The sequence below is a fragment of the Corallococcus sp. CA047B genome (assembly GCF_003612065.1).
Classification (GTDB): Bacteria; Myxococcota; Myxococcia; order Myxococcales; family Myxococcaceae; genus Corallococcus; species Corallococcus praedator.
The window spans coordinates 1-24,435 of the sequence record NZ_RAWD01000132.1 but is presented as its reverse complement, the minus strand read 5'-3'; the positions used below and the strand labels follow the sequence as shown (position 1 = coordinate 24,435).

25 protein-coding genes are annotated in these 24,435 nt (G+C 68.5%); 6 read left to right on the top strand and 19 right to left on the bottom strand.

The window, feature by feature from the left end; genetic code table 11:
• A partial coding sequence (locus tag D7X74_RS20865) for an MASE1 domain-containing protein (RefSeq protein WP_233602182.1) occupies positions 1 to 378 on the bottom strand: 378 nt, incomplete at its 3' end.
• A 180-nt stretch (positions 379 to 558) separates the two neighbouring features.
• Here D7X74_RS20865 and D7X74_RS20860 point away from each other — a divergent pair.
• Positions 559 to 786, top strand: a complete 228-nt coding sequence (locus D7X74_RS20860; RefSeq protein ID WP_120534741.1) for a hypothetical protein — start codon at positions 559 to 561, stop codon at positions 784 to 786.
• 96 nt (positions 787 to 882) lie between these two features.
• Here the strand turns inward: D7X74_RS20860 and D7X74_RS20855 are convergent, their stop codons facing one another.
• Both D7X74_RS20855 and D7X74_RS20850 read right to left on the bottom strand, forming a co-directional pair.
• On the bottom strand, positions 883 to 1,074 hold the full coding sequence (locus D7X74_RS20855) for a hypothetical protein (RefSeq protein WP_120534740.1): 192 nt from the start codon (positions 1,072 to 1,074) through the stop codon (positions 883 to 885).
• A gap of 92 nt (positions 1,075 to 1,166) precedes the next feature.
• Positions 1,167 to 1,370 (bottom strand): cold-shock protein, encoded by a 204-nt coding sequence (locus tag D7X74_RS20850; protein ID WP_120534739.1) that lies wholly within the window; start codon positions 1,368 to 1,370, stop codon positions 1,167 to 1,169.
• A 355-nt stretch (positions 1,371 to 1,725) separates the two neighbouring features.
• On the opposite strand from D7X74_RS20850, the gene D7X74_RS20845 reads away from it, so the two are divergent.
• The gene (locus tag D7X74_RS20845) at positions 1,726 to 2,844 is read left to right on the top strand and encodes an acyl-CoA desaturase (RefSeq protein WP_120534738.1); all 1,119 of its coding nucleotides are present in this window, start codon (positions 1,726 to 1,728) and stop codon (positions 2,842 to 2,844) included.
• Positions 2,845 to 2,916: 72 nt separating this feature from the next.
• Here the strand turns inward: D7X74_RS20845 and D7X74_RS20840 are convergent, their stop codons facing one another.
• The 4 genes from D7X74_RS20840 to D7X74_RS20825 all read right to left on the bottom strand — a co-directional run bounded on the left by D7X74_RS20840 (position 2,917) and on the right by D7X74_RS20825 (position 5,636).
• Positions 2,917 to 3,567 carry an HAD family hydrolase gene (locus D7X74_RS20840; protein ID WP_120534737.1) on the bottom strand — a complete coding sequence of 217 codons (651 nt, stop codon included), beginning with the start codon at positions 3,565 to 3,567 and terminating at the stop codon, positions 2,917 to 2,919.
• Positions 3,568 to 3,652: 85 nt separating this feature from the next.
• Positions 3,653 to 4,231, bottom strand: coding sequence for a biopolymer transporter ExbD (locus D7X74_RS20835; protein WP_120534736.1), 579 nt, complete (start codon positions 4,229 to 4,231; stop codon positions 3,653 to 3,655).
• A gap of 17 nt (positions 4,232 to 4,248) precedes the next feature.
• Positions 4,249 to 4,737, bottom strand: coding sequence for a biopolymer transporter ExbD (locus tag D7X74_RS20830; RefSeq protein WP_120534735.1), 489 nt, complete (start codon positions 4,735 to 4,737; stop codon positions 4,249 to 4,251).
• Positions 4,738 to 4,892: 155 nt separating this feature from the next.
• Complete coding sequence (locus D7X74_RS20825) at positions 4,893 to 5,636, bottom strand: MotA/TolQ/ExbB proton channel family protein (RefSeq protein ID WP_120534734.1); 744 nt, start codon at positions 5,634 to 5,636, stop codon at positions 4,893 to 4,895.
• 313 nt (positions 5,637 to 5,949) lie between these two features.
• Between D7X74_RS20825 and D7X74_RS20820 the strand changes: the two genes are divergently transcribed.
• Positions 5,950 to 6,825, top strand: a complete 876-nt coding sequence (locus D7X74_RS20820; RefSeq protein ID WP_120534733.1) for a general secretion pathway protein GspE — start codon at positions 5,950 to 5,952, stop codon at positions 6,823 to 6,825.
• Between the two features lie 26 nt (positions 6,826 to 6,851).
• Here D7X74_RS20820 and D7X74_RS20815 read toward each other — a convergent pair whose 3' ends face one another.
• The 5 genes from D7X74_RS20815 to D7X74_RS20795 all read right to left on the bottom strand — a co-directional run bounded on the left by D7X74_RS20815 (position 6,852) and on the right by D7X74_RS20795 (position 14,243).
• Entirely contained in the window at positions 6,852 to 8,774 is a 1,923-nt protein-coding gene (locus D7X74_RS20815) for an ATP-binding protein (protein ID WP_120534732.1), read from the bottom strand.
• Positions 8,764 to 10,722: a PAS domain S-box protein gene (locus D7X74_RS20810; RefSeq protein WP_199732865.1), complete on the bottom strand. Its 1,959-nt coding sequence runs from the start codon at positions 10,720 to 10,722 to the stop codon at positions 8,764 to 8,766. The genes D7X74_RS20815 and D7X74_RS20810 overlap by 11 nt, the downstream gene beginning before the upstream one ends.
• 54 nt (positions 10,723 to 10,776) lie before the next feature.
• Positions 10,777 to 12,435 carry a right-handed parallel beta-helix repeat-containing protein gene (locus tag D7X74_RS20805; protein ID WP_120534731.1) on the bottom strand — a complete coding sequence of 553 codons (1,659 nt, stop codon included), beginning with the start codon at positions 12,433 to 12,435 and terminating at the stop codon, positions 10,777 to 10,779.
• 324 nt (positions 12,436 to 12,759) lie between these two features.
• Entirely contained in the window at positions 12,760 to 13,035 is a 276-nt protein-coding gene (grxC, locus tag D7X74_RS20800) for a glutaredoxin 3 (RefSeq protein WP_120534730.1), read from the bottom strand.
• Between the two features lie 86 nt (positions 13,036 to 13,121).
• A complete protein-coding gene (locus tag D7X74_RS20795) occupies positions 13,122 to 14,243 on the bottom strand; it encodes a heparan-alpha-glucosaminide N-acetyltransferase domain-containing protein (RefSeq protein WP_158622268.1) in 1,122 nt (373 codons plus the stop codon).
• 256 nt (positions 14,244 to 14,499) lie between these two features.
• Between D7X74_RS20795 and D7X74_RS20790 the strand changes: the two genes are divergently transcribed.
• Positions 14,500 to 17,109 carry a U32 family peptidase gene (locus tag D7X74_RS20790; RefSeq protein ID WP_120534728.1) on the top strand — a complete coding sequence of 870 codons (2,610 nt, stop codon included), beginning with the start codon at positions 14,500 to 14,502 and terminating at the stop codon, positions 17,107 to 17,109.
• Positions 17,110 to 17,542: 433 nt separating this feature from the next.
• Here the strand turns inward: D7X74_RS20790 and D7X74_RS42670 are convergent, their stop codons facing one another.
• The 6 genes from D7X74_RS42670 to D7X74_RS20765 all read right to left on the bottom strand — a co-directional run bounded on the left by D7X74_RS42670 (position 17,543) and on the right by D7X74_RS20765 (position 22,510).
• Complete coding sequence (locus tag D7X74_RS42670; RefSeq protein WP_147446631.1) at positions 17,543 to 18,118, bottom strand: hypothetical protein; 576 nt, start codon at positions 18,116 to 18,118, stop codon at positions 17,543 to 17,545.
• A gap of 853 nt (positions 18,119 to 18,971) precedes the next feature.
• Positions 18,972 to 19,427: a hypothetical protein gene (locus tag D7X74_RS20785; protein WP_120534727.1), complete on the bottom strand. Its 456-nt coding sequence runs from the start codon at positions 19,425 to 19,427 to the stop codon at positions 18,972 to 18,974.
• 34 nt (positions 19,428 to 19,461) lie between these two features.
• A complete protein-coding gene (locus tag D7X74_RS20780; protein ID WP_120534726.1) occupies positions 19,462 to 20,208 on the bottom strand; it encodes a queuosine precursor transporter in 747 nt (248 codons plus the stop codon).
• Positions 20,209 to 20,330: 122 nt separating this feature from the next.
• The gene (locus D7X74_RS20775; RefSeq protein ID WP_370450785.1) at positions 20,331 to 21,125 is read right to left on the bottom strand and encodes a dihydroneopterin aldolase; all 795 of its coding nucleotides are present in this window, start codon (positions 21,123 to 21,125) and stop codon (positions 20,331 to 20,333) included.
• Entirely contained in the window at positions 21,122 to 21,847 is a 726-nt protein-coding gene (locus tag D7X74_RS20770) for an SDR family oxidoreductase (RefSeq protein ID WP_120534725.1), read from the bottom strand. Before D7X74_RS20770 ends, D7X74_RS20775 begins: the two co-directional genes overlap by 4 nt.
• Before the next feature lie 174 nt (positions 21,848 to 22,021).
• Positions 22,022 to 22,510 (bottom strand): hypothetical protein, encoded by a 489-nt coding sequence (locus tag D7X74_RS20765; protein ID WP_233602181.1) that lies wholly within the window; start codon positions 22,508 to 22,510, stop codon positions 22,022 to 22,024.
• Positions 22,511 to 22,635: 125 nt separating this feature from the next.
• Between D7X74_RS20765 and D7X74_RS20760 the strand changes: the two genes are divergently transcribed.
• Positions 22,636 to 23,352 (top strand): class I SAM-dependent methyltransferase, encoded by a 717-nt coding sequence (locus D7X74_RS20760; RefSeq protein WP_120534723.1) that lies wholly within the window; start codon positions 22,636 to 22,638, stop codon positions 23,350 to 23,352.
• Between the two features lie 7 nt (positions 23,353 to 23,359).
• On the opposite strand, the gene D7X74_RS20755 is transcribed toward D7X74_RS20760, so the two are convergent.
• Complete coding sequence (locus D7X74_RS20755) at positions 23,360 to 23,884, bottom strand: GreA/GreB family elongation factor (RefSeq protein ID WP_120534722.1); 525 nt, start codon at positions 23,882 to 23,884, stop codon at positions 23,360 to 23,362.
• Between the two features lie 126 nt (positions 23,885 to 24,010).
• Here D7X74_RS20755 and D7X74_RS20750 point away from each other — a divergent pair, with 126 nt between their 5' ends.
• On the top strand, positions 24,011 to 24,346 hold the full coding sequence (locus tag D7X74_RS20750; protein WP_158620428.1) for a PilZ domain-containing protein: 336 nt from the start codon (positions 24,011 to 24,013) through the stop codon (positions 24,344 to 24,346).
• The last annotated feature ends 89 nt before the right edge of the window (positions 24,347 to 24,435 follow it).

The window sequence follows — 24,435 nt, the reverse complement described above, 5'->3', positions numbered from 1 at the left end:
CAGCCACACGACGTCGCGCACGCGGTGCAGCTCCCGCGAGCACGCCACCCGGCGCAGAAGCAGGGCGCCCAGCACGGCCTCCAGCGTGGCCCCGGCGGCGACCCCCAGGCCCACCCCCGGCGGCACATCCAGCGAAAGCGCCACCGTCCACGCGCCCAGGAACACGGCGGGCCAGCGCGACACGCCCCAGAGCAGCAGTCCGCCCAGCGCCACGCCCGACGGCAGCCAGACGGCGCTGATGTGGCTGCCCTCCGCCGCCAGCGACAGGCCCGCCCGCGCGGCCACGAGGTACACGCCCGCCAGCGCGATGACCTCGACAAGGCCTCCACCCTGGAACGCCGCCGCCACACGGGCCTGATGCCGAGCTTGGATGATCACTTCCCCCCGTGCCTCCGGGCCTGGACATCCGGGCCGGAAGAACATGCGTCATGCTAGCGGGGACGCGGAGGCGTTGCACCCCATGCTTCCGCCTGCCTGCCCGGCAGCCAGGCGCTGTCCGACAGGTGATGCAATGGGGAGCCCGCCGGGCCGTAGCAGGAGGCAAGGAGGAACGAATCCATGTCGCGTCCCGGTCTTGCTGCGCTGCTGTCGTTCTTCATCCCTGGCGTGGGGCAGATCTACAACGGAGACATCCTGCGCGGGGTCTTCTGGCTCATCATCACCCCCGGCTTCTGGCTGGGCACGGGCGGGGTGCTGGGCTGGGTGTGTCACGTCATCGCCGCGGCCACCGCCTACAACCGCGCGGAGGACAAGGACCGCGAACGCCTGCGCTACGGCACCGGCTGAGCCACCGTCCGGACATGAAAAAGGGGCCTTCCAGCCCCTCCTCTACCGCCGCCCCGGCGCCTTCACAGGCCGGGGCGGTTTTTCATGCGCACCGCATCAGTCGTTGAACGCATCGGGCAGCGGCTGCGGCCCGGGGACGATTCCGGCGATGTCCGGATCGACGTCACCGGCAACGCGCTCGGGACGCTGATCCTTCTCCGTCTTGCGCTCGGCCTTCTTGGTGTCCTTCTCGCGCTGCTTCTGCTGGCGCGCCATTTCCTTCTGCCGCTTCGTGGACCTTCCCTGCATGGGACCTCCCGGGAGAAATTAGCGAAAAAGAGGTCCGGCCTCGTCAAGGCCGGACCTCGTGGGTGAGTGAAGAGTCAGCCGAGCCGGAAGGCTCAGACCGGACGGACGTTCTCCGCCTGCAGGCCCTTGGGGCCCTTCTTCACTTCGAACTCCACCTTCTGGCCCTCGGCCAGGGTACGGAAACCATCCGCCACGATCGCCGTGTGGTGGCAGAACACATCCGGACCACCACTGTCCTGCGTGATGAAACCGAAGCCCTTCGCATCATTGAACCACTTCACCGTACCGCTTGCCATAATCTGCTTCCTTGTCCCACTGGCAGAAAGGCTTCATCGCCAGCCTGCCCGCCCCTGCATTCGGGGCCTAGACGGCGCCTTAACCCTGAACAGGCATGAAGTCGAGCCGGGAACCACTCCCGTCCTGGCTTCACGCCGTCGAAGGTAACAACCCGGGTCGTGCAGTGAAACGCCTTCTCGGGGTCGTCCATTTCCCGCTGGCTGACGCTCCGGCCAGCCAGGGGTGACACCCCGAAGCGGGGCAGGTGTTGAGGAATAGTCTCCGCCCCTGAACACTTCCACTCCGACGTCGCCTATCCTGGGGACGCCGGTCCCGTTCCACCCCGTCATCCAGACCCATGAGGCGTACCTCCCCGTGACCAACCCCACCCGTGTGACCTTTGGCCAGCGCGATGCGTCCTTCGCCGAGGACCTCAAGCGTCGAGTCTCCGAATACTTCGAGACCCGGAACCTGTCCCAGCGGGCCAACGGGGCCATGTACGTCAAGGCCCTGGCCATCCTGGGCTTCACGTTCGGGGTCTACGGGTTGCTGCTCACGGGGTGGTTCGGTCCCTGGGCCATGCTGGGCATGGCGGTGCTGATGGGCGTGGGCATCGCGGGCATCGGCTTCTGCGTGGGCCACGACGGCGTGCACGGCTCCTACAGCGACAACGCGCGCGTGAACTCGGTGGTGGGGCTGGCGTTCGACCTCATCGGGGCGAACAGCTACATGTGGCGCATCACGCACAATGTGCTGCACCACACGTATACGAACATCCAGAACATGGATGAGGACCTGACGGTCAGCCCGCAGCTGCGCCTGTCGCCCCATTCCGAGTGGAAGCCGTACCACCGCGCGCAGCACCTGTACGCGTTCCTGGCCTACTCGCTGACCACCGTCTTCTGGGTGTTCGCCAAGGACTACAAGTACTTCTTCCAGAAGGACCTGGGCCCCTACAAGGACAAGAAGCACGCGCCGGCCGAGTGGGCGCGCCTCATTGGCATGAAGGCCGTGTACTACGGCTGGACGCTGGTGATTCCGTGGATGGTGCTGAACGTCACCTGGTGGCAGTTCGTGGTGGGCCTGCTCGCCATGCACATGACCGCGGGCTTCATCCTGGGCATCGTCTTCCAGCTGGCCCACGTGGTGGAGACCACCGAGTTCCCCCTGCCGGACGCCACCGGCAACGTGGAGGACGCGTGGATGGTGCACCAGCTGCGCACCACGGCGAACTTCGCCCGCAAGAACCGCCTGCTGAGCTGGTACGTGGGCGGGCTCAACTACCAGATTGAGCACCACCTGTTCCCCAAGGTGTGCAGCATCCACTACCCGGCGCTGAGCGAAATCGTGCAGGCCACCGCCAAGGAGCACGGCCTGCCCTACCCGGAGTCGGAGACCTTCCTGGGCGCGGTGGGGTCGCACTACCGGATGCTCAAGCAGCTGAGCCGCGCGCCGGTGGCAGCCTCCGAGCCGAAGCTGGCCGTGGCCGCCTGAGCCCCCCGTAGACGCCGGAAGCCTCCAGGGGCCGTCCTCCTCCAGGGAGGCGGCCCCTTCGCTTTGGAGGCCTCAGGCGGCGCGCAGCGCGGCCAGCAGGTCGGCCGCCGAGGACACGACCGCCTTCGCCCCGTGCGCCTGCAGTTCGGCCGGGCGGAAGCCCCAGGTGACGCCCACGCCGTACATGCCCGCCGCCTTCGCGGTGTCCATGTCCACGGAGGTATCCCCCACGAAACCGCACGCGGAGGGCGCCACGCCCAGCTCCGCCGCCAGGGCCAGCGCCGCGGTGGGGTCCGGCTTGCGCGGGATGCCCTGACGCTCGCCGTACACGGCCGCGAAGGACACCCCGGGCAGCAGCTTCGCCGCGAGCCGCTTCACGAAGTCGTCGGACTTGTTGCTGAGCACGCCCAGCCGGGCGCCGTCCGCCGCCAGCGCCTGGAGCACCTCCACCACGCCCGGGTACGCGCGGGTCCGGTCGAACAGGTGCGCGTCGTAGTAGCCGTGGTAGGTGGCCAGCACCCGGCCCTGGAGCGCGGGGTCCGCCCCGCCGGTGGCCCGGTGCGCGAGCTGCGCCACGCCCTCGCCCACGAAGCGCAGGTAGGCGGCCTCCGGGTGCGGAGGCAGGCCGTGGTGCGCGAGCGCGTGGTTCATCGCCGCGGCGATGTCCCCCAGCGAATCCACCAGCGTCCCATCCAGGTCGAAGAGCACGGCGCCAAGGGGCATGACGAAAAAGGCCTTTCTTCAAAACGCGAACGCCCCGACCCACGAGGGGGCCAGGGCGTCCGTGAATCAGGAGCGAAGCGTCGAACTAATGCGTGGCGGCGGCGGTCTTCTCACCGGCGGCCGCGCCACCGGCCTGGATGACGGCGAAGTTGATGTTGTTGTAGCCCGCCGTGGCGCAGCTGAACATCACGCGCTTGATGACCTTGAACTGAACGTCCTTGTTGGCCTGGATGTTCACGTCACCCTTGAAGCCGTCGGTGCCGCCCGCCATGGAGTGGAGGTCCTCGAACTGCTTCTTCATGTCCCGCAGCTTCTCTTCCAGCGCGGGGATGTTGAGGTACTCGTCCTTGGTGAGGTCCTCCACCCGGCCCACGATGGTGCCCGACACGCTGACCTGGTCGTTGGACACCATCACCACCGGGTGCATCTCCACTTCCTTCACGTTGACCGCTTCGGGAAGGACGATGTCCTTGGTCATCATCAGCACCTCGCCCGTCGCGGAGAAGTTCGCGATGAGGAAGAGCACGATGATGACGAACATGTCGACGAGAGGCGTGATGAGCAGGTCCGCGTTCCCGTTCTTCTTGCCGTGCCCACCGTGGCCGAACACCTTGGAGTGCTCCAGCCGCTTGCCGTACCGCTTGCCCGGAACCTTGATACCCATGGCTTGAAGTGCTCCTGTTAGCCCATCGCCGCGGACACGGACACCTGGGGCAACCCAGAGCCAATGCACTCGTCGATGATGCGAACCAGGTCCTCGTAGCGGACCAGGTCCTCGGTCTGGAGGGTGATGGCGGCCTGATCCGGCAGCTGCGCCTTCAACTCCTTGAAGCGCGCCACCAGCTTGGTCAGGTCCGGCCGGCCCTTGTCATCCCGGGTGAGGGGAATGGGGTCGAAGGCGCTCTGGTCGGCGGTGAGCCGCATCTCCGTGGGCGACACCAGGAGGGTGAGCTGGACCGTCTTGGTCTTCTCCTCCGTCTCCTGCTCGTCCGAGGAGGCCCCGCCGGCCTGGGACACCTGCAGACGGCCGATCTGGGTCCAGACCGCCGTCATGATGAGGAAGCTGATGGTCACTGCCATCAGGTCGATGAAGGGCACCATGTTGATGGCGGTATCGAGCGGCTTCTTGCCACCCTTTCCACCTGTGCCCAGATCCATTCCGCCGGCCATGGCGACTACCTCCCTGCTCTACCGCGCTCTTCGCGCACGAACGACGTTTCAAGAAGACTCTGGGAACGGACGCGCCTGTCTGGGTCCACCACTTCGGGGCTACCAGACAGCGCGCCGGTGCATCCGGTTCCAACCCTGCGCTGCTTTGAGGAGGACTACTCCTCGGCGTGCGCGTGGGCGGACGCGGGGATGTTCAGGTTCTTGAACTTGTCGCGGTTGGCCACGATGAGGTTCAGCACGGAGACGCTGGTCTCATTGATGTCGTTGATGATGCTCTGGGTGCGGCCCATCAGCACGGAGAAGGCGACCAGCGCCGGGATGGCGGTCAGCAGACCGAAGCCCGTGCAGTTCATGGCTTCAGAAATACCGTTCGCGAGAATGGTCGCCTTGTCGGCCGGGTTCACGTTCGCCACGGCCTCGAAGCAGGTGATGAGACCGTTCACCGTTCCGAGCAGACCGGCGAGCATGGCCGCGTTGCCGAGCATCGCCAGGTAGCCCGTGCGCGCCTCCAGCCGAGGCGTCTCACGCAGGCTGGCCTCGTCGAGCGCCGCCTGGACCTCTTCCTGGCCCTTGGGGACGTTCATCAGACCGGCCTTGACGACGCTCGTCAGCGGCGTGGTCTTCTGACCGGCCACGTAGTTGATGGCCTTGTCCAGGTCGCCCGCGTAGATGTGCTTCTTCAGCCCGCGCAGGAAGCCTTCCTTGTTGATGGAGGCCTTGCCGAACAGGACGATGCTGCGCTCGACGATGATGGCCAGCGCCACCACGAGGCACAGCGCGATGGGGTACATGCCCGCCTGACCGGACTCCCAGCGGCGACCCAGCTCCTGCATGAACGTCTCGTTGCCGCCGCCTGCGTTGGCGAGAATGGACAGATTGGTCACAAACCCCAGGTTCATCACTGATGGCCTCCAAATGGGCGGCGAAGCTCGCGCTTGCGAGCTGTTCCGGACTGCTTTCAACCGGGTGGACCTCCACCCAGGCCGTCAGCAGGAATAAGGGATCACGGTGGCGCGAGTCTAGGAACCGCTTCCAGACGTGTCAAGGCAGCCACCCCCAGCGTTAGTTACTGAAATCTCACAGGAATTTTGCGTTGGCGCGCGGCTTGCCAAGCTACTGGACAGGTTGCATGGCGAGCCCTTCCCAGCGGCTTCCGCGACAAGCGGGCCAGCGATTTGGGCACCTCCAGAGGCCGTGCTAGGGCGGGAAACCATGGCCAGGAAGCGCATCGGGGAGCTGCTGGTGGAACGCGGCGCGATCACGCCCGCCCAGCTTGAGGCAGGACTGACCGCCCAGCGGCAGACGCGGCAGCGTTTGGGCGTGACGCTCATCGGTCAGGGGGCCATCACGGAGGCGACGCTCGCCCAGGCCCTGAGTGAAGCGCTGGAGATGCCCCAGGTGGACCTGGCGGCGATCACCCCGGACTGGGCGGCGGTGCACCTCTTGCGCGCGCGCTTCTGCGAACAGCACGACCTGTTCCCCTTCGCGCTGGAGAGCGTGGGCGGCCGGCGCCAGCTGGTGGTGGCCATGGCGGATCCGCTCAACCTCACGGCAATCGAGGAAATCGAGTTCACCAGCGGCCTGAAGGTCAGCGGCCGGGTGACGGCGCTGTCCGCCGTGCGCGGCGCCATCCTGCGCTACTACCACAAGGTGCCCGTGGCGGCCGCTCCCAGGCCGGGGGCGGGCGCGGCGCCTGCAAGGCTTGCAAGGCCCGCACCGCCGCCCGCGCGCGCGCCCGTGCCGGTGGAGGACGACGAGGAGGTCATCGTCGGGGAGGAGCTGCCGGCGGCGGAGAAGACGCAGCGCACGTCGCTGGCGGACCTCATCCGCGAGCGCGAGGAGCAGGCGAAGCGGCGCCGGAGTGGGGGCGCGAGCGCGGCCCCGGCGGCGGACAAGCCCAAGGCGCCCGCGGGCGGGGTGCTGGATGACCTGGACTACCTCTTCGGTCAGGCGGCGCGCGAGGAGCCGGACCGGCTGGAGGAGCTGGAGCGCCGCTTCTGGGCGCTGATGCGCATCATGGCGCGCAAGGGCCTGCTGTCGAACGAGGAGTTCCGGCGCGAACTGGACGACGAGGCCGGCGAGGGCTGAAGCCCCCCGCGCGGCCCCGGCGGTTTTCAGTCCACGGCCAGCGGCAGCCGCACGGTGAAGGTGGTGCCCTGCCCCACCGTGCTCTCCACGGTGAGCCGGCCGCCGTGGTTCTCCACGATGCCCTGGCAGATGGACAGGCCCAGGCCGGTGCCGCGCCCTTCCGGCTTGGTGGTGAAGAAGGGCTCGAAGATGCGCGCCAGGTTGCGCGGCTCGATGCCGGTGCCGGTGTCGCGCACGCGCACCACCGCCTCCTGCCCTTCCTGCGCGGTGACCAGGTGCACGGCGCCGCCCGGCGGCATGGCGTGGCACGCGTTGGTGATGAGGTTGACGAACACCTGCACCAGGTTGGCGCGCACGGCGGCCAGGGGGGGCACGTCGCCCGCGTATTCGCGGTGCACGGTGACGCGCGCCTGGGACACGACGTGTTCACAGAAGCCCACCGCCATGTCCACGACGGCGTTGAGGGACACCCGCTCCGGCCGGTCCTGCGCGGGCCGCGCGTAGCTCACCAGGTCGCGGGTGAAGCGCAGGATGCGGTGGCTGCTCTCCAGGATTTTCCGCAGCTTCTCCTGGTCCGCCGGGTTCGCGCCCGGCGTCAGGCGCGAGCGCTGCAGCAGCGCGTCCGCGTAGGTGGCCACCGCCGTCATCGGGTTGTTGATTTCATGCACCACGCTGGCCGCGAGCTGCCCGATGGAGGCCAGCTTCTCCGCGTGGATGATGCGCTTCTCCAGCTCCTTCACCACCGTGACGTCCTGGCCAATGGCGATGACGCCCTCCACCTCGCCGGGCTGGGTGAGCATGGAGGAGGTGGCGAAGGACACGCGCACCTCGCCGCCGTCGTGGGTGAGCAGGCGCGTCTCGAAGTTGTTCACCGACTCGCCGCGCATGGCCGCCGCCAGCACGGGGGCCAGCCGCAGCTGTTCGCTGTCCGCCACCAGCGAGGACAAATCCCGCCCCAGCACCTGCTCCTTGGACAGGCCGGTGAGCGCGCTCAGCGCCTCGTTGAAGACCACCACCTGCTTGTCCCGGTTCACCACCAGGATGAGCGCGTTGGCCTTCTCCAGCAGCTCCTCCAGGTACTTGCGCACGAACGTCAGCTCGTCGATGAGCTTCGCGTTCTTCACCGCCACGGCGACCTGACTGGCCAACTGGAGCAGCACGCGCTCGTCGTGCGCGATGTCCGCGTCCAGGCCGTCCGGGTACTCCATGTTGATGGCGCCGAAGAGCTGGCCGCTCGCGACCAGCGGGGCGCTCACCGCGCGGGTGCTGCCGTGGAAGAGCAGCGGCACTTCTTCCGAGATGGACACCCGGCCCTGCGGCAGGGACGCGAGCGACAGGTTCGTCTTCTCCACCGAGCGCTGGAAGAGCACCAGCGGTTCGTGCGCGCCCTCCTTGAGCCGGCCCTCGGCGTAGAGCGACGTGAGGCCGCCGGTGCGCGCATCCACGATGCGGATGCAGAAGGAGCGGCTGGGAAACAGCTCCTTCACCCCGCGCGCCACCGCGGCCACCAGCTCCTCCTCGCCGCCCACCTCCGCCACGCTGCGGCCCAGGTCCAGCAGCACGCCTTCGGTGCGCGCCTGCTCCAGCAGGGCCTTTTCGGCCACCACCAGCCGGCCGCTGATGACCTCCGTGTCCACGCGGGCGCGCACCGCCACGGTGTCCGCCTTGCGCGACAGGGTGAGCACCAGCGAGGTGCCGCTCGCCAGCACCAGGTCCACCTCGTGGGCCTGGCCGTCGTCGGGGGCGCTGGCGCCGGACAGGGCCTCTTCCACGTCGTCCACGCCAATGCCGTGTGATTCGCAGAAGCGGCGCAGCGCGGGGTTCACGGCCACGACGCGCAGGGACGCGTCACAGAGGGCCGCGGGCTCGTCGAGCGCGTCGAAGAAGGCCTGGAAGGCGTCGGGAGTCGGGGCTCCGGGCGGACGCACGGCGCGGACCTCACTCTTCATGGGACGTCGCCTTGTCGAGGTCGAGGATCTGCTGCGCCCCCACGTACGACTTCGTCTCGTAGCGGGTGATCTTCCCGATCTTCCGGACGATCTCCGCCATGCGCTCCGCCTCGCGGTAGATGATGTCCACCGGCCTCCAGGCGAAGTCCTCCTCCTTGAGCTTGCGCTTGAGCAGCTCCGCGTAGCCCATCACGGAGGTGAGGGGCTGGTTGAGCTCATGGGCCGCGGTGCCGGCGAGCGCGACGATGACCGCGCTCTTCTCGCTCTCCTCCAGCCGCGTCTCCACGTCCGACAGCTTGCGCTCCAACTGCACCCGATCCCGGAGGTCCGTGAAGATGCCCACGCTGAAGGACTCGCGGCCGCCCTCGTAGACGATGGAGGCCGTCATGTTCACGGGCACCCGCTCCCCGGAGCGGTGCACCAGCTCCTGGCGGATGAGCGACAGCCGGCCGCGCCCGCCCAGCTCCGGGCTGCGGATCTGCGCCATCACCCGCTGCGCGACGCCGGGCGGATAGAGCTGCAGGACGGTGAGCTTCTCCTGGGCCTCCGCGGCGGAGTAGCCGCACATGGCCTCCGCGCCCTTGTTGAAGAGGATGATCCGCCCCTTCAGGTCCGCGGCGATGATGGCGTCCACCGACGAGTCGATGAGCCGCTCCAGGAAGTCCTTCGTGTTGCGCAGCTCGTCCTCCAGCTTGCGCGCGTCCGTCACGTCGCGGAAGGACAGGATGGTGGCCGCGTCCTCGTCGCGCAGCGGCGCCGCGGACATGGACAGCGTGAGGCAGCGGCCCGCGGGCGTGCGCACCACCACGTCCACGCCCGAGCGCGCCTCGCCCCGTGACGCGGACGTCACCAGCTCCATCAGGACGCCTTCGTCCAGGGGCTGGGTGATTTGGTTCAGGTGCTTGCCGCGCGCTTCGTTCGCGGGCGTGTCCAGCATCTGCGCGCCGGAGGGGTTGAGCGACAGCACCCCGGCCTTGTCGTCCAGGATGGCCACGCCCTCGCTCACGTGGGCGAAGAAGAGCTGGTAGGGCTTGAAGGACGCGGCCTTCTCCTCCGCCGCCAGCCGCGCGGTCTGCACCGACTGGAGCACCGAGGCGCTGCGCAGGGCCACCGCCGTCGCGTGCGCCACCGTGGTGAGGAAGTCGATTTCGCGCGCGCTGAAGGTCCGGCGCCGGCCGGCCGCGCGCAGCAGCAGCACGCCGCGCACCTCGCCCCGGATGGGCAGGGGCAGCGCGGCGATGGCGTGGATGCCTCGCGCGGCCACGGCCCGGCGCTCCAGGTCGCCCAGCAGGGGGTGCGTGGCCGCCTCCTGCATCACCACCGGCTTGCCGGTGCGCACCACCTCGCGGATTTCAGGGTAGCGCGCCAGGTCGATGCGCAGGTCCTTGAGGCCCGGGTCGTCGCTGGCCGCGACGATGACGCCCTCGTCCGCGCCGCCGCCCAGCATCACCAGCGTGGCGCGCGCGATGTCCAGCTGCTCCGCCAGACGCCGTGTCACGCCGTGCAGGAGCGCTTCCACGTCGGAGCTCTCCGCGTAGTCGGCGGTGAGCTCCAGGAGCAGCGCCAGGTCCGTCTGGCTGCGGGCCTGCTCCTCGCGTTCGCGGTGGCGCTCGGCGGCGCGCTGCAGGCGCCAGGTGAGCTCGTGCGGCAGCCCCTGGTGGGTGAGGATGTCGGTGGGGCGCAGCGTGTCCACGGCGGCGAAGCCGCGGGGATCCGGCGACACCAGCGCGATGAGCGTGAGGTGCGGCCCGTTGAGGGACGTGAGCAGCTCCACCACCGCCGGGCCGCAGCCCGGGGCGGTGAGGTCCACCAACGCCAGGGCGGCATCGTCGGGGTTGTCCACCACGCGCAGCCCCGCGCGCTCGGCGGCGGCGTTCAGGGGCTCGCGGGCAACCGAGACCGGGGGGACGAGGACGATGCCGAAGGCGGGTTCCGACGGGGCCGACACGGGGGGCGGAAGACTCCGGAGCGAGGGGGCCCGGAGTCTACACGCCCCGTGGGGTCAGGGGCAGCCCGACTCGAAGGCACCCTGGTCCGGCGCGGCCCCGCAGAAGGGCAGGCCCAGCGACAGGCCCGCCTCACGCGCGGCGGAGGCCGGGGTGAGGTGGTAGTCGTCGCTGCCCGTGTTCACGAAGCCGGGGGCGCGCTCCTGGGAGCGCTTGTCCAGGCCGGCGTTCGAGCGCCACTCCGCAAGCCCCATCGCGGCGTTGTCCAGGCGGAACGTCACCGCACCCCCGCTGGAGAAGAAGAGGTTGCCGTCCATCACCGCGCCGCTCCGGCCCGCCCCTCCGCGCGCGCCCAGGCCGCAGCCGGCGAAGATGTTGTTGCGCACGTCCAGCCCCTGGCTCGCGCCGGTGGCGCCCTCGCCGAAGATGAGACACGCGCCGCTCAGGTTCCACACGGTGTTGTGCTGCACCTTCACGTTCACGGAGGTGTCCACGCGGATGCCGGTGCCCTCCTCACCTTCAGACTCACCCAGGCCGTCGTGGATGAGGTTGCGGCGGATGATGACGCGGGTGGGCGGGGCGCCCTCGCGGTAGCCGCCAATCTGGATGGCGCGCGCGTTGGCGTAGAGGACGTTGTCCTCCAGCGTGACGTCCGTGGGGGACAGGTGCACGACGATGCCCTCGCCCGCGGCGGAGGACACGCTGCGGTGGTTGTAGATGGTGTTGCCGCGCAGCGTGACGCGCGTGCACGTCTTGATGTCCGCGCCGTTCTCCCGGTTGTCGTGCAGCTTGTTGCGTTCCACGAGCAGGTTGTCGAACGGCGTGCCCGGCAGCGTGGCGCCACCTTCCGGCCCCAGGCACTGCACGCCGTCGCCGGAGTTGTGGTGGATGTCGTTGCCGCGCACCACCACGTTGCTCGCGGAGGTCTGCACCGCGACGCCGTGGCTGTCCTCGTCGCCCTTGTCGAAGTAGGAGATGGCGTTGTCCTCGATGAGGACGTCGTGGGCCTTCTCCGTCACGTAGACGCCCGCGCCCTCCGTGCCGTTCTTCACGATGCTCTTCTTCAGCACGCCGTGGTGCGCGCCCGCGCCCCGCCACATCACCGCGAACGCGGCCTCACCGCCCACGTCCACCGTGAGCCCCTCCACGTTCCAGTAGGCGCCGCTTACGTCCACCAGCGCCGTCTCCCCGATGGAGCCGCCCTTGAGGATGGCCGTGGCGCCCGGCGCGGACCGGAGCGTCAGCGGCTTCGCCGCCGTGCCCTGCTTCTCCTGGAGCTTCACGTGTTCGCGCCACGTGCCCGACTGGAGGAACACCGCCTCGCCGGGCTTCACCAGCGACAGCGCGCGCGCCACCGTGCGCAGGGGCAGGCCTTCCGTGCCGGCCGCGGTGTCATTGCCGTTGGGAGACACCCAGAGCACGCGCGTGTACTGCGACTCCGCGGGCGGTGGATCCGTGGGAGGCGGCGGATCCGTGGGCGGCGGATCCGTCGGAGGCGGCGGATCCGTCGGACCGTTGCTGCCACTGTCAGGGACACCGGCATCGGCGCGGGTGCCGGCATCGGGCGTGGGCACCGGACGGTTGACGATGGGCGGCGTTGTCGTACCCGGACTCCGTCCTATGGGCGCGGGTTCGACCTTGCCGGTACAGCCGACGAGGCCAGCGAACAATCCGGCGGAACAGACGATGGTCGTCAGGGGCAGGCGGAAGCGCATGTGGACTCCTCGTGGGGTTCACGGCGCGGGAAGGCGCTCGCGGGGTCGGCCGGCAACGGCAGCCATCGCGTCGCGCATTCCCCGGGCGTCAGGGTCGTGCGCGCCGCCTGGCTGCCAGGCCTTCAGGCAGGGAACGTGAATCCGCGCGGTTGGGCGCGACGTCGGGGACCCGCTCGTCACCGAGGGCGACAAAATCAGCCCCCTGCCCGGAAATGGCCACTGAACGGAAGTACCAATCCCGGGTGTCCGAAAGACTCGAGCCGCGCCCGGCGGGATGAAGCCTCCCGGCGAGGACACGGCTCAAGGCACGGCGGATGAACGCGGTCAGGGCGCGGGGGACGACGGGGCACCACCAAGCAGCCCATCCAGCTCGCCACGCTCCTCCAGCGCGTACAGGTCATCGCAGCCGCCGACGTGGCGACCCGCGATGAAGATCTGCGGCACGGTGTGACGGCCGCAGCGCTCCTTCATCTCCTCGTGCCGCGCTTCATCCGCGGCGACATTCACCTTCTGGAACTCGCAGCCCTTCTCGTTGAGCAGGTCCATGGCCTGGCGCGAATAGGGACAGGTGGGCTTCATGTAGACGACGACGTAGGGCATTCACGACCTCCTGCGTCGAAGGGTGGGGATGGCCTACCGCCTCCGCCACCCGACGCACGGACGTCCGCTCCCCTGCCCGCCTGCTCCTAACGGGCGCCAGACGCGGGCACGCCTTCTGGCAGCCTCGCGGAGGCCTCCTTGCCGCGGCCCCGCAGGTCCCACACGTACAGCACGCCCCACTGGAGCAGCGCGGTGGCGACGAACAGCAGCGGCCACAGCGGCGAGTACGGCAGGCGCAGCAGGTACAGCCCCACGTAGTACACGTAGAACTGGAGCACGAACGCGAGCAGCGAGTGCCGCCCGATGACGCTCGCCGCGCGCAGGTAGCGCGACAGGTGGCCAGCCTGCTCCGCGCGCATCAGGAGCCCCATCACCGCGAGCACCGTGCCGCCGTAGAGCGCGACGTAGGCAGGCCCCGGCGGGTACTTCTGCCCCTGCGAGGTGAGCGCCATCAACGTCGTGAAGCCCGCGCCGTGCCACAGATGGTGCACCGCGATGTGGAGCACCATCAGCACGCCGCCGAAGGTGGCGACGCCCAGGCCCACGTATTCGAAGCGCCGCGACACGCCCTTCACGTCCGCGCGGCCCCACGTTCCCAACCACTCCCCGAACATGCTGCCCACCAGGTACACGCCCATCCACGGCACCACCGGGAAGCTGGAGAGGAACACGTGCAGCTCGCGCTGCCCGAAGAAGGCCTCCTTGAGCGTCTGCGCCACGGCCGACTCCGGCCACCAGCACAGCGTCACCGCCCAGCTCGCCACGAACAGGCCCATGCCCAGCCACGCGCGCGTCCTGCCATCCAGCCGCGTCACCACCCACGGGCCCACGAGCAGCGCCAGGCCAAGGGTGTCCGTCACCGGCAGGATGCGCAGCAGGTACAGGGACTCCCCCGCCCAGAAGCGACACGTGGGGACGATGAGCAGGTGCCCCGCCGTGAGCAGGAACAGCCCCCGGCGCTGGAGCCGCTGGCGCAGGGGACCGAAATCGCGACTGCGCGAGTGCAGCAGCCCCAGCATCAGGCCGCTGATGACCATGAAGCCGGGCGTGGCCATCATCGTCAGGAGGTTCATGCGCTCGCGCAGGTGCGCGGCCTCTCCACCCAGCGGATAGAGATACGCATCCGCGAAGTGGGACAGGAACACGAGCAGCATCACCGTGCCCCGCATGGCATCCACCGCTTCCAGCCGCCCGGGCGCGGATCGCACCCCTGACACCTGCTCGCGCTCCATTGATTTCCCTTCTGGAAATGGCGCGCGGCTCGACGGTGCTCCCCCAACCACATGACCGACGGGTGCCTGCTCGGCGCGCCTGACCCACTGGAATATCACCGTCCGGGCCAATCACAAACATCCGATTGGCCGGCTCCTCTCCAGGCGAAACCCTTGTCACGCAAAAGAATCCGTCTCGTTTGGAGACCGACGGGATTGAGGGGGCTCCAGGCATTTTGCTAGGTAGGGGGTCATGTCTTCCCGACGCCCCGAAATCCTCGCCCCCGCTGGTGACCTGGAGTCGTTGCGTGCCGCCCTCGCCAGTGGCGCGGACGCCGTCTACTTCGGGCTCGATGAGGGGTTCAACGCGCGCGCCCGCGCGGAGAACTTCTCGCTGGAACGACTGCCGGACACGGTGGGACTCATCCACCGCGCCGGGGCACGCGCCTACGTGACGTTGAACACTTTGGTGTTCGAACCAGAGCTGCCGGTGGTGGAGCACCTGCTGCGAGGGGTGGCCCGGGCGGGTGTGGATGCACTCATCGTCCAGGACCCGGCGGTGGCGCTGTTGGCGCGGGCGGTGTGTCCTCAGTTGGAATTGCATGCCTCCACGCAGATGACGCTGTCCAGCGCGGAAGGGGCGCGGTTCGCCACGGGCCTGGGCTTCACGCGCATGGTGGTGCCGCGCGAGCTGTCGGTGGCGGAGATCCGCCGGCTGGCATCGCAGACGGACATCGAGCTGGAGGTCTTCATCCACGGCGCGCTCTGCATGTCCTGGAGCGGCCAGTGCCTCACGAGCGAGGCGTGGGGTGGGCGCAGCGCCAACCGGGGTCAGTGCGCGCAGTCGTGCCGGTTGCCTTACGACCTGGTGGTGGACGGCGAGACGCGCGACCTGGGCGAGGTGAAATACCTGCTCAGCCCCAAGGACCTGGCGGGCGTGAGGGCCGTGCCGGAGCTGGCGGACATCGGCGTGCACAGCCTGAAGATTGAAGGCCGCCTCAAGGGACCGCAGTACGTCTCCAGCACGGTGCAGGGCTATCGCCGGTGGCTGGACGGCGTGATGGCGGGGAAGCCCGACGGGGCGCGGCTGGCGAAGGACCTGGCGGAGATGTCGCTGTCGTACAGCCGGGGGTTCTCCCACGGGTTCCTTGCCGGATCCGACCACCAGACGCTGGTGGAGGGGCGCTTTCCGAAACACCGGGGGCTGTACCTGGGCCGCGTGAGCGCGGTGGCGGGCAAGGATGTGCTGGTGGTGCCGGATGACCGGCCGTGGACGGGCGCGTTGGGCCTGGGCGAGGAGCGGCCGGAGTCCGCGACGGGAGCGGTGTCCGCGCCGCTTTCGGGTGAGCCGGATCCGGCGGACGTGGATCCGCGTCCGGGCATGGGCGTGGTGTTCGACGCGGGCGCACCCGAGGACAAGCATGAGCCGGGCGGTCCCATCTTCCGCGTGGAGCGCGAGGGCGACGCCTGGGTGCTGGGCTTCGGCCACCCCGGGCCGGACCTGGGCCGCGTGGAGCCGGGGCAGCGCGTGTGGCTGAACAGCGACCCGGCGCTCGCACGGCGCACGGAGGGGCTGCTCGCGGAGGGTGAGCCCGAGGGCCGCATCCCGCTGTCGCTGTGGGTGTCCGGAGTGGAGGGCGCTCCGCTTCGCGTGCGGATGAGCACGGGGCGGCATTCGCGCGAGGCGGTAGGGACGACGCTGCTCGCGCCTTCGCGCGGTGCGGGCGTGGACGCGGCGCTGCTCAAGGACAAGCTGGCCGCGCTGGGTGGGACCTCGTTCCATCTGGCGGAGCTGGACTGCTCGGGCCTTGCGCCGGGGCTGCACCTGCCGGTGTCGGAGCTGAAGGCGCTGCGCCGCCAGTTGGTGGCGGAGCTGACGGCGGACGTGGAGCGGGGGCCCGCGCGGACCGTGAGCGCCGACGCGGTGGAGGACGGGGTCCGTCAGGGCTTGCTGGCGCGGATGGAAGCGCGGCCCGTGGATGCGGGCCCCCGGTTGCTGCCGCTGTGCCGGAATGAGGCGCAGTTGGAGGCGGCCATCGCGGCGGGCGTGGGTGAGGTGGAGCTGGACTGGATGGAGCTGGTGGGGCTCCAGCGCGCGGTGGAGCGGGCGCGGGCGGCGGGGCTGCGCGTCACCATCGCCACCGTGCGCGTGCAGAAGCCGGGCGAGGAGGGCTACGACACGCGCCTGGATCGGCTGCGGCCGGACGCGGTGCTGGTGCGGCACTGGGGCGCGATGATGCACTTCCTGGAGCAGCCGGCGGGGGCTTCGCGGCCGGTGCTGCACGGGGACTTCTCGCTCAACGTCACCAACTCGCTGACGGCGGCGCACCTGCTGGGGCTGGGGTTGGACACGCTGACGGTGTCACACGACCTGGACTCGGATCAGCTCTTCGCGCTGTTGGAGAAGGCGCCCGCGCACCGGTTCGCGGTGGCGCTGCACCACCACATCGCCACGTTCCACACCGAGCACTGCGTGTATTCACACACGCTGTCCAACGGGCGCGACTACCGGACCTGTGGACGGCCGTGTGAGAAGCACGCCCTCGCACTCAAGGATCGGTTGGGGCTGGAGCACCCGGTCATCGTGGACGTGGGGTGCCGCAACACGGTGTTCAACGCGCAGGCGCAGAGCGCGGCGTCGCTGGTGCCCCGGCTGCTGGAGCGGGGCGTGCGGCGGTTTCGGGTGGAGTTCGTGCGCGAGACGCGCGAGGAGGCCGCGCGCGTGCTGACCGCGTATCAGGAGCTGCTCGCGGGGCAGCTGTCGCCCATGGAGGCCGTGAAGCGCGCCGCCGTGCATGAGCAGTTCGGCGTCACGCGCGGCACCATGCAGGTGCTCAAGCACCCGGCCGCGAATCCGCATTGAAGTCCATGGGCGGCCAAGCTTCAACACAAGGCCTCCCCGAACTCACTTCTCGGGGAGGCCTTGCTTCTTCATCTTTCGCTAGCCGCCACACGGCATGCCGTCGACGTGGACCGGGAACGGTCTCGGACGACGTTCGACCTTGCCGCTGGGCAGCTGTCGAACGCATCTAAAAATGATGCTCCGACCGCAGTACCTACAGACGTACGTAGTCATCGCCTCCTCCTTTCGATTTCGTAGGAGGAGCCAAGGGGCGAGAGAGACAGCTTGAAGATTTTGTACCCTATCGCTATCTTTCCATCGACAAAGTGCTACCCCATGGCTCCAACGTGGGTGGTTGAAGGGAGTTCGGCTGCAACCGAACTCCCTTTTTTCTTCGTGAAGCCCACAATCAACACGAAGGTGTCAAATGCCCCATGCATTTGACTGGGGCTCTTCATGAATCTCCGGTCTTCTTCGCGGCATCCATCGCGGTGATGAGGCCGGGCATCAAATAAGGCTGCAAGCGTGGCCACTTAGCTATGGCCACGAGAGCTTGGTTGATTTCATCTTGTAGTGACGCAGAAGGACCAAGTTGAGCAGGAGCCTCGGAAATCACCGCATCCTGGCGGTCTTTCTTCCGAGCGATCGCTTCGACTGAGGAAGAAGCCGAATCTCTGCGCTCCTCCTTCTCCTTCACTCGGCGCTTGGGCACCCACCCGACAGGGTTACGCGACCAGTCTACGTAGGACTCCAAGCCTGTACGTGCCCGAGATAGGTACGTCTTCAGCGAATTGGGAGCCAGCGACTCTTTCCGGGCCAGTCGATCCGCAAGGGCATCCAGATTCTTCAACGTCCAGGCCACGTCGTCGGGCTCGTGTGGAGTCCGATAAGCGACCAGCTTTCCGATGGCAGCGGCGAATACTTTGGATCCATCTCCGAAGTACACAGCGGCCGACCGAGACAGCCAGTCCTGGGCCTCTGCCACACTTTCACCCACCCGAAGAGGGGCCTCTGGAGTCTGTTCGCTCATCGCGGTCATCATATATTCCCTGTCTCCCAGCCTGTCAAGCGTCAAAATACTTCCGGTCCACCCATAAACCATTGATTCTACAGTGATCTACGGCCATTCGACTCAACGGGATAAAATACCTTCTCGATCTAAAGATCGAGATCGTGACGATACCATCACGATCCTTTACTTCATCTAGATCGAGTTCACTCAAACTCCTGCTTTTACTCAGAAAAAAAAACTATCGAAAGAGCGACATACGCGATCCGGACAATAAATCGATTCGGGCTCGCCATCTAACCCACCGTGATCACTAGAACTTAAGCCCGACACGAAGGCGAACTCGAAGATCGTCAAGTAACGTCACATGCCGATCCTGCGCGGCATCCTTTACTGGGTGTCCGTTCATTCGTGGAATAACGAATCGAACGAATCGTAGGTCTCGTCTCCGCGTTGGACAGCCGTTCAGCATAGATGGCCACATGCAGGGGCCATCTACCGCTACTCACGGATGGACCTTCACGACCATGAACCAGCTACCTGGGTTAGTGCTGTCCTAGGTCCAGAGTGCGGCGCGCTCGCCGGTTGAGACGGCGTGACAGATGACTCGGCGTGGACGCCAAGTCCGCTTCTGTGGAGCAGTCCCGACTGGAAAAGTTCACGGCAGGCAACTGAAACTTACGGACGTGGCTGTCGAGGATGCATCGCAGCGACTCACGCCATCTCCCCAGATCTGACGCCAAGACATGGGGCAAGACGGATGACCCGATAGTCCTGCGCCGGAACGCAGATTTACCGCGTAAATCTTGAATGATGCGTTCGTTGCCGTCGGAGGGGCGAGGCTCCTTTTACGGGCCTCGATCTTCTTCTTACTTCAGGCCGCGTGGGTCCTGGGGTTGAGCACGTCCCGGTGGGGTGCGTCGCCTTGCAACCACCGCACCCTCAGGAGGGCGCCCAACACCGTCATCGCTGCGAACAATCCCCAGGTGAAAGGGGTATCGACCAGCAAATTGATCACGGAGCCCCCGAGAGTCGCGTCGGCATGGTCGAAGAACACCGCGTCCGCCTTGATGACGACGGCCATGGCGACCAGCAACGGCCCGCTGAAGAGGACCGCAAGGCAGGCCCAGCCCATCAGGTCTCGGAAGCCCTGGAAGAAGCTCCGAGGTGACGCCGGCGCCGAGCCCAGGATGTCACGCCCATCGCGAGGACTCCGCATCAACCAGCGCAGCAGCGGAATCCCGACCAGCAGCGCGCTCCAGAGCATCATCCAGAGAAAGACCTCCGCTGGCGTTGGCGGTGGCGGGCAGTCAACGATCGTGAACTGCATGGGTGCGTCCTCCCTCCCGTGCAGTCTACGCCGCTCAGGCCGCGCGGGCTGGAGAGGACTCGGAGGCGGGGGCCGGGAGGTTCACCGGCTCACCGTCCGGGCCCAGCACCACCGGGGCGATGCCCAGCTTGCGCTCCACGAACGCGTGGCCCAGGTAGATGAGCGGCGTCAGCCCCAGCGCCACCAACAGCTTCGCCGCGTACGACGAGTAGATGATTTTCACGATGACGTCATGGGGCAGCACGCCCGTCCACGCGATGTACTGCACCACCGCCGTGTCGATGAGCTGGGACACCACCGTGGAGCCCGTGGCGCGCAGCCACAGCATCCGGTTGTTCGTCGTGCGCTTGAGCAGGTTGAACATGCCGATGTCCGCGAACTGGCCCACCAGGTACGCCACCATCGACGCCATCAGGATGCGCTGCGAGCCCGCGAAGACGTTGTTGAACGACCCCGCCACCGTCCCGCTGTAGTCCTTCGCCAGCGTCATGGGCGCCCACTCCACCCGCACCGCCACGGCGATGACCGCGAAGGTGAAGATGGCCATGAAGAAGCCCACCCACGTGATGAAGCGCGCCGCCCGCTTGCCGTAGAACTCGTTGAGGATGTCCGTGAGCAGGAACGTCACCGGGAACGTCAGCATCCCCGCCGACAACACCACCGGCATCGAGCCCAGGTGCACTTCGAACAGCTTCACCCCGATGATGTCGCCCACCACCAGCGAGGTGATGAACACCCCCGCGAGCACCATGAAGAGCTGAATCCGCCTGTCCAGGTTCATCCGACGTGTCCTTCGTGAGCCAGGCACCACTCCCAGGATGCCGACCCCGGGACGCCCCGGAGCTAAGCACAACCTCCCGGGGTCGTCGCTTGGTCGCCCACCCCCAGGGCGGGCGCTGCTGCCTACTCGGGCAGGTAGTACAGCGTCCCCGGTCCCGGCAAGCCTTCCACCCCGTCCGGACTCCCCTCGCCCGACGGCACGAGGCGCGGCCGGTAGACGCCCAGCACCGTCTGCTCGGTGGTCGTCGGGTTGTCGTAGCGGTGCACGAACCCGCGCGGCACCTGGAAGGCCATGCCCCGGACCACCGGCTGGCCCTGGAGCAACAACCCCGCGCCCAGCACCAGCTCGCACCCTTCGGTGTGCCCGTCCACGCGCGGTGGGATGCGGCCTCCTGGATCCACCCGCAACCGGTAGACGCCGTAGGTCGCGCCCTCGTGGATGACGTCCACCCGGCCGAAGGGATGCGCCTCCGTGCGGTAGAGCATCTCCTCCGCCGTGCGGTGCACCTGGAGCGAGGGGATGGCCCACCCGCCCAGCGCCTCCGGCTTCGTCACCCGCACCGTGGCCGCCTGCACCCGCGCGTGCGGCGCGGCGTCCGTGGGCGGCGCCAGGATGTACCGGCACACCGCCTCCGCCGCGGACTCCAGCAGTTCGAAGCGGCACGCATCCAGGAGGAAGCGCAGCTCTCCCGCCAGTCGGCCGTAGTGCACCGTGTTCGCCAGCTTCCCGCCCACCGCCGCCTGCCGTGCGTCCAGGAAGAGCGCCACGTCCAGGCGCAGCGGCTGCGGCGTCACGCGCTCGCGGTTGTAGAGGCCCACGATGCAGTCCACCGTGAGCCCGCGCAGTTGCATCACGTCCAACGGACGGCCCTGCGCATCGGTGACGAGGGGATGGATCAACGCGGGCTCGTCGCTCACAGCTGGGCGCTCCTTCCACCGTCCAGGGCGATGACCTGTCCGGTGAGGTACGGCGCCTCGCGCGCCAGGAAGAGGACCGTGCGCGCGACATCCTCCACGCTGCCCTCGCGGCCCATGGGGACACGCTGGAGTTCAGCCTGTCGCGCCGCTTCGTCGAAGTGCTCGGGGAAGGCCACCACGCCAGGGGAGATGGCGTTGACGCGCACATGCGGCGCCAGCTCCACCGCCAGCGCGCGCGTCAGCATCACCAGCCCCGCCTTGCTCACCGAATAGTGCGCGTAGTGGTTCACCGCCCGCTCGCCGCCGATGTCGGTGAGGTGCACCACCACCGGGTCCTTCCCCGCGCGCAGCGACGGCAGCAGCGCCTGCGTCAGGAAGAAGGGCGCGTCCACGTTCACACCGAGCATCTTGCGGTACTGCTCGCGGGTGATGGCCGCGAAGTCCACGCGCTCATACAGGCCCGCGTTGTGGACGACCACGTCCAGCGCGGGATGCGCCTGCCGGACCTTCGCGCCCAGCGCGTCCACCGCCTCCGGGTCGGAGAGGTCGGCGCCGTACAGCGTGACGTCGCGGCCAAGCGCCCTCAATTCATCCGCCAGCGACTCCAGCGAGCTCACGGAGCGGTTCGCGTGGAGCGCCAGGTCATAGCCGGCACGGCCCAATGCGCGAGCCACCGCGCTTCCGACGCGTACGCCCGCGCCCGTGATGAATGCGGTCCCCATATGCGGGCCCTGCCTAACAGGCCCGCTCGCGAAAGGCATCCGGAGCCTTTTCCGCCACGAAACGCCGCGGGGCGATACCCGGAGACCCCTCTCCAGGTACCGCCCCGCGTGTCCCCTGCGTGCTGCTGTCGTCCCCTGCTGCGTTCGTCCCCTGCTGCCGTCAGAAAGCTTCGACTACGGGTAGTAGGCCGCCGCGTGCACGGTCACCCAGCGGCGCCCGGCGTACGGCACCCAGACCCACTCCGTCACCGCCTGGTAGTCGCCCGCGATGTAGCGCTGGTCGTAGTAGCCCGGCGTGCAGCGCACGTGGCGCCCGCGGCGGCCCTGGGCCACGCACTGCTCCGGGACCCAGACCTGCTCGTAGCGCGCCGGCACCCAGCGCTCCACCGTCTGCAGCTCGTAGCGGCCCCGCGAGTCCACCGGGCGCGGCATCGGGCGGGCATCGCAGTTCGGGCCGCGGCACCCCACGAAGCGGCGCGTGCGCGCGTCGTCATCCTCGTAGCGGAACGCCTGGCCCTGCGGAACCTCCCACCCGCCCCGGCTCTGGTGCCCCCACTTCGCATCCGCCCGCGTCGGCCCGCGCCAGTCTTCCGCGAACGCCGAGGAGGAACCGAGCAGCAGTGCAGCGAAGGCCAGGGTCGAGAGCGCAGTCTTGAAAGCCATGTCTTCCATCCTCCGTTGTGTTGCTTGTCCTGACTGACGGCCCCCCCGCCGAAACATTCAAAGTCCGTCGGGTCCCGTGCAGCCCCAGGTGACGGGAGGCGGTGGATGTGGGTACACCTCATCCCATGTTCCACCGCGATGGCCCCACCTTCCGGGAGCTGACCCGGCAGGCCCTCACCTCCGTCGAGCACGGCTACGACCTGCTCGCCCCCAAGTTCGAGCACACCCCGTTCCGCACGCCCGATGCGGTGCTCAAGGCCTCGCTCGCGCAGGTGGGCCCGGAAAGGAGCGTGGGCGCCGCGCTGGACGTGTGCTGCGGCACCGGCGCCGCGATGCGCGTGCTGCGCCCCCTTTGCCGCGACCGCGTCGTCGGACTGGACCTGAGCCAGGGGATGCTGGACGAGGCGCGCCAACTGCTCCGGGATGCGCCCGGGGACGCGGCGCTCGACTTCGTGCGGGGCGATGCGCTGGAGCTGCCCTTCACGGAGGCGTTCGACCTGATCACCAGCTTCGGCGCCTTCGGGCACATCCTGGAAGCGGACGAGCCGCGCCTGGTGAAGGGCATCGCGCGGGCGCTGAAGCCGGGAGGGCGGTTCGTCTTCGTCACCGGCCATCCGCCGTCCGCGCTCAACCCCGGCTACTGGGTGGCGAAGGGCTTCAACGCGGCCATGCGCGTGCGCAACGCGCTCTGGAAGCCGCCCTTCGTCATGTACTACCTGACGTTCCTGGTGCCCCGCGCCCGCGCCCTGCTGGAGGCGGAAGGCTTCACCGTCGAGGTGCGCGAGGGCGGCATGCCGAAGCCCTTCACCGGCCTCGTCACCGTGCACGCCACGAAGCGCTGAGCGTCGCTCAAGGCCCCGGCGCGGACGCTTCTTCGGACCGCGCGTACTCCACCGCGAGCAGTTCGTACTCCACCGGGCCGCGCGGGCGCTCCACCAGGACGACCTCTCCGGCCTCCTTGCCCAGGAGCGCGCGCGCCAGCGGGGACTCCACACTCAACCGCCCCGCCTTCACGTCCGCTTCGTCCGGCCCGACGATGCGGTAGCGCATCTGTTCGCCCTCCTCGTCCTCCAGCACCACCCACGCGCCGAAGAAGACGCGCCCCGCCTGCGAAGGATCCGGCTCCACCACCCGCACCTCTTCCAGGATGGCCGCGACCTCACGCGCCCGGCGCTCGCGCTCACGCCTGCGCACGCCCGCCTCCAGCTCCGGCCAGTCCTGGGGCACCGGCCCCTGCGAGGCCAGCAGCTCCTCCTGGAGCGCGCGGTAACCTTCCGGGGTGATGTAGCGCTGCTCCCCCGCCGTCGTCCGGGGACGCATGGGGGTGAGCCCCTCGTCACCGCCCCCGTCTTCCTTCGTGAACGCCTTCGACATGGGCCGCTCCCTCCTCGGGGAGATTTCTCAACGTTTCCCGGGATTTGCACGCCGGGCACGCACCCCTGCCTGGTTCCGTTCCGACGCAATTTTATCGCCGAGACGGACTCTGACAGAATGGGCGGCATGCACCTGCCCCGAGCCGTGCCCCGCTTCGAGCATCGCCTGGCCGTCCGTCTGCGCGGCATGCTGCCGGTGTACACGCGGGACGTGTCGGAGAGCGGCTTCTGCGCGGACATGCTCCAGCCGATGAAGGCGGGCGACGTGCTGGAGGGCGCGCTGCTCCTGGGGGACGAAGAGGTTCCCTTCCAGGGCGAGGTGATGTGGACGCGCCGCTCCGCGGGGGAGCGCACGCGGGGGCGCTACGGCGTGCGCTTCGTCACCATCAACGGGGACTTCCAGCGGCTGCTGGTCGCCTACCGGCGCCTGCAGGGCAAGCGCCTGGTCCGCTGGTTCACCTGAGCGCGGCTCAGGTGCCGCTGGTGGGCGCCGGCTGGACGGGCGTTTCGGTGGGGGCGCCGGGCGCGGGCGTCACGGGCGCGGGCGTCACG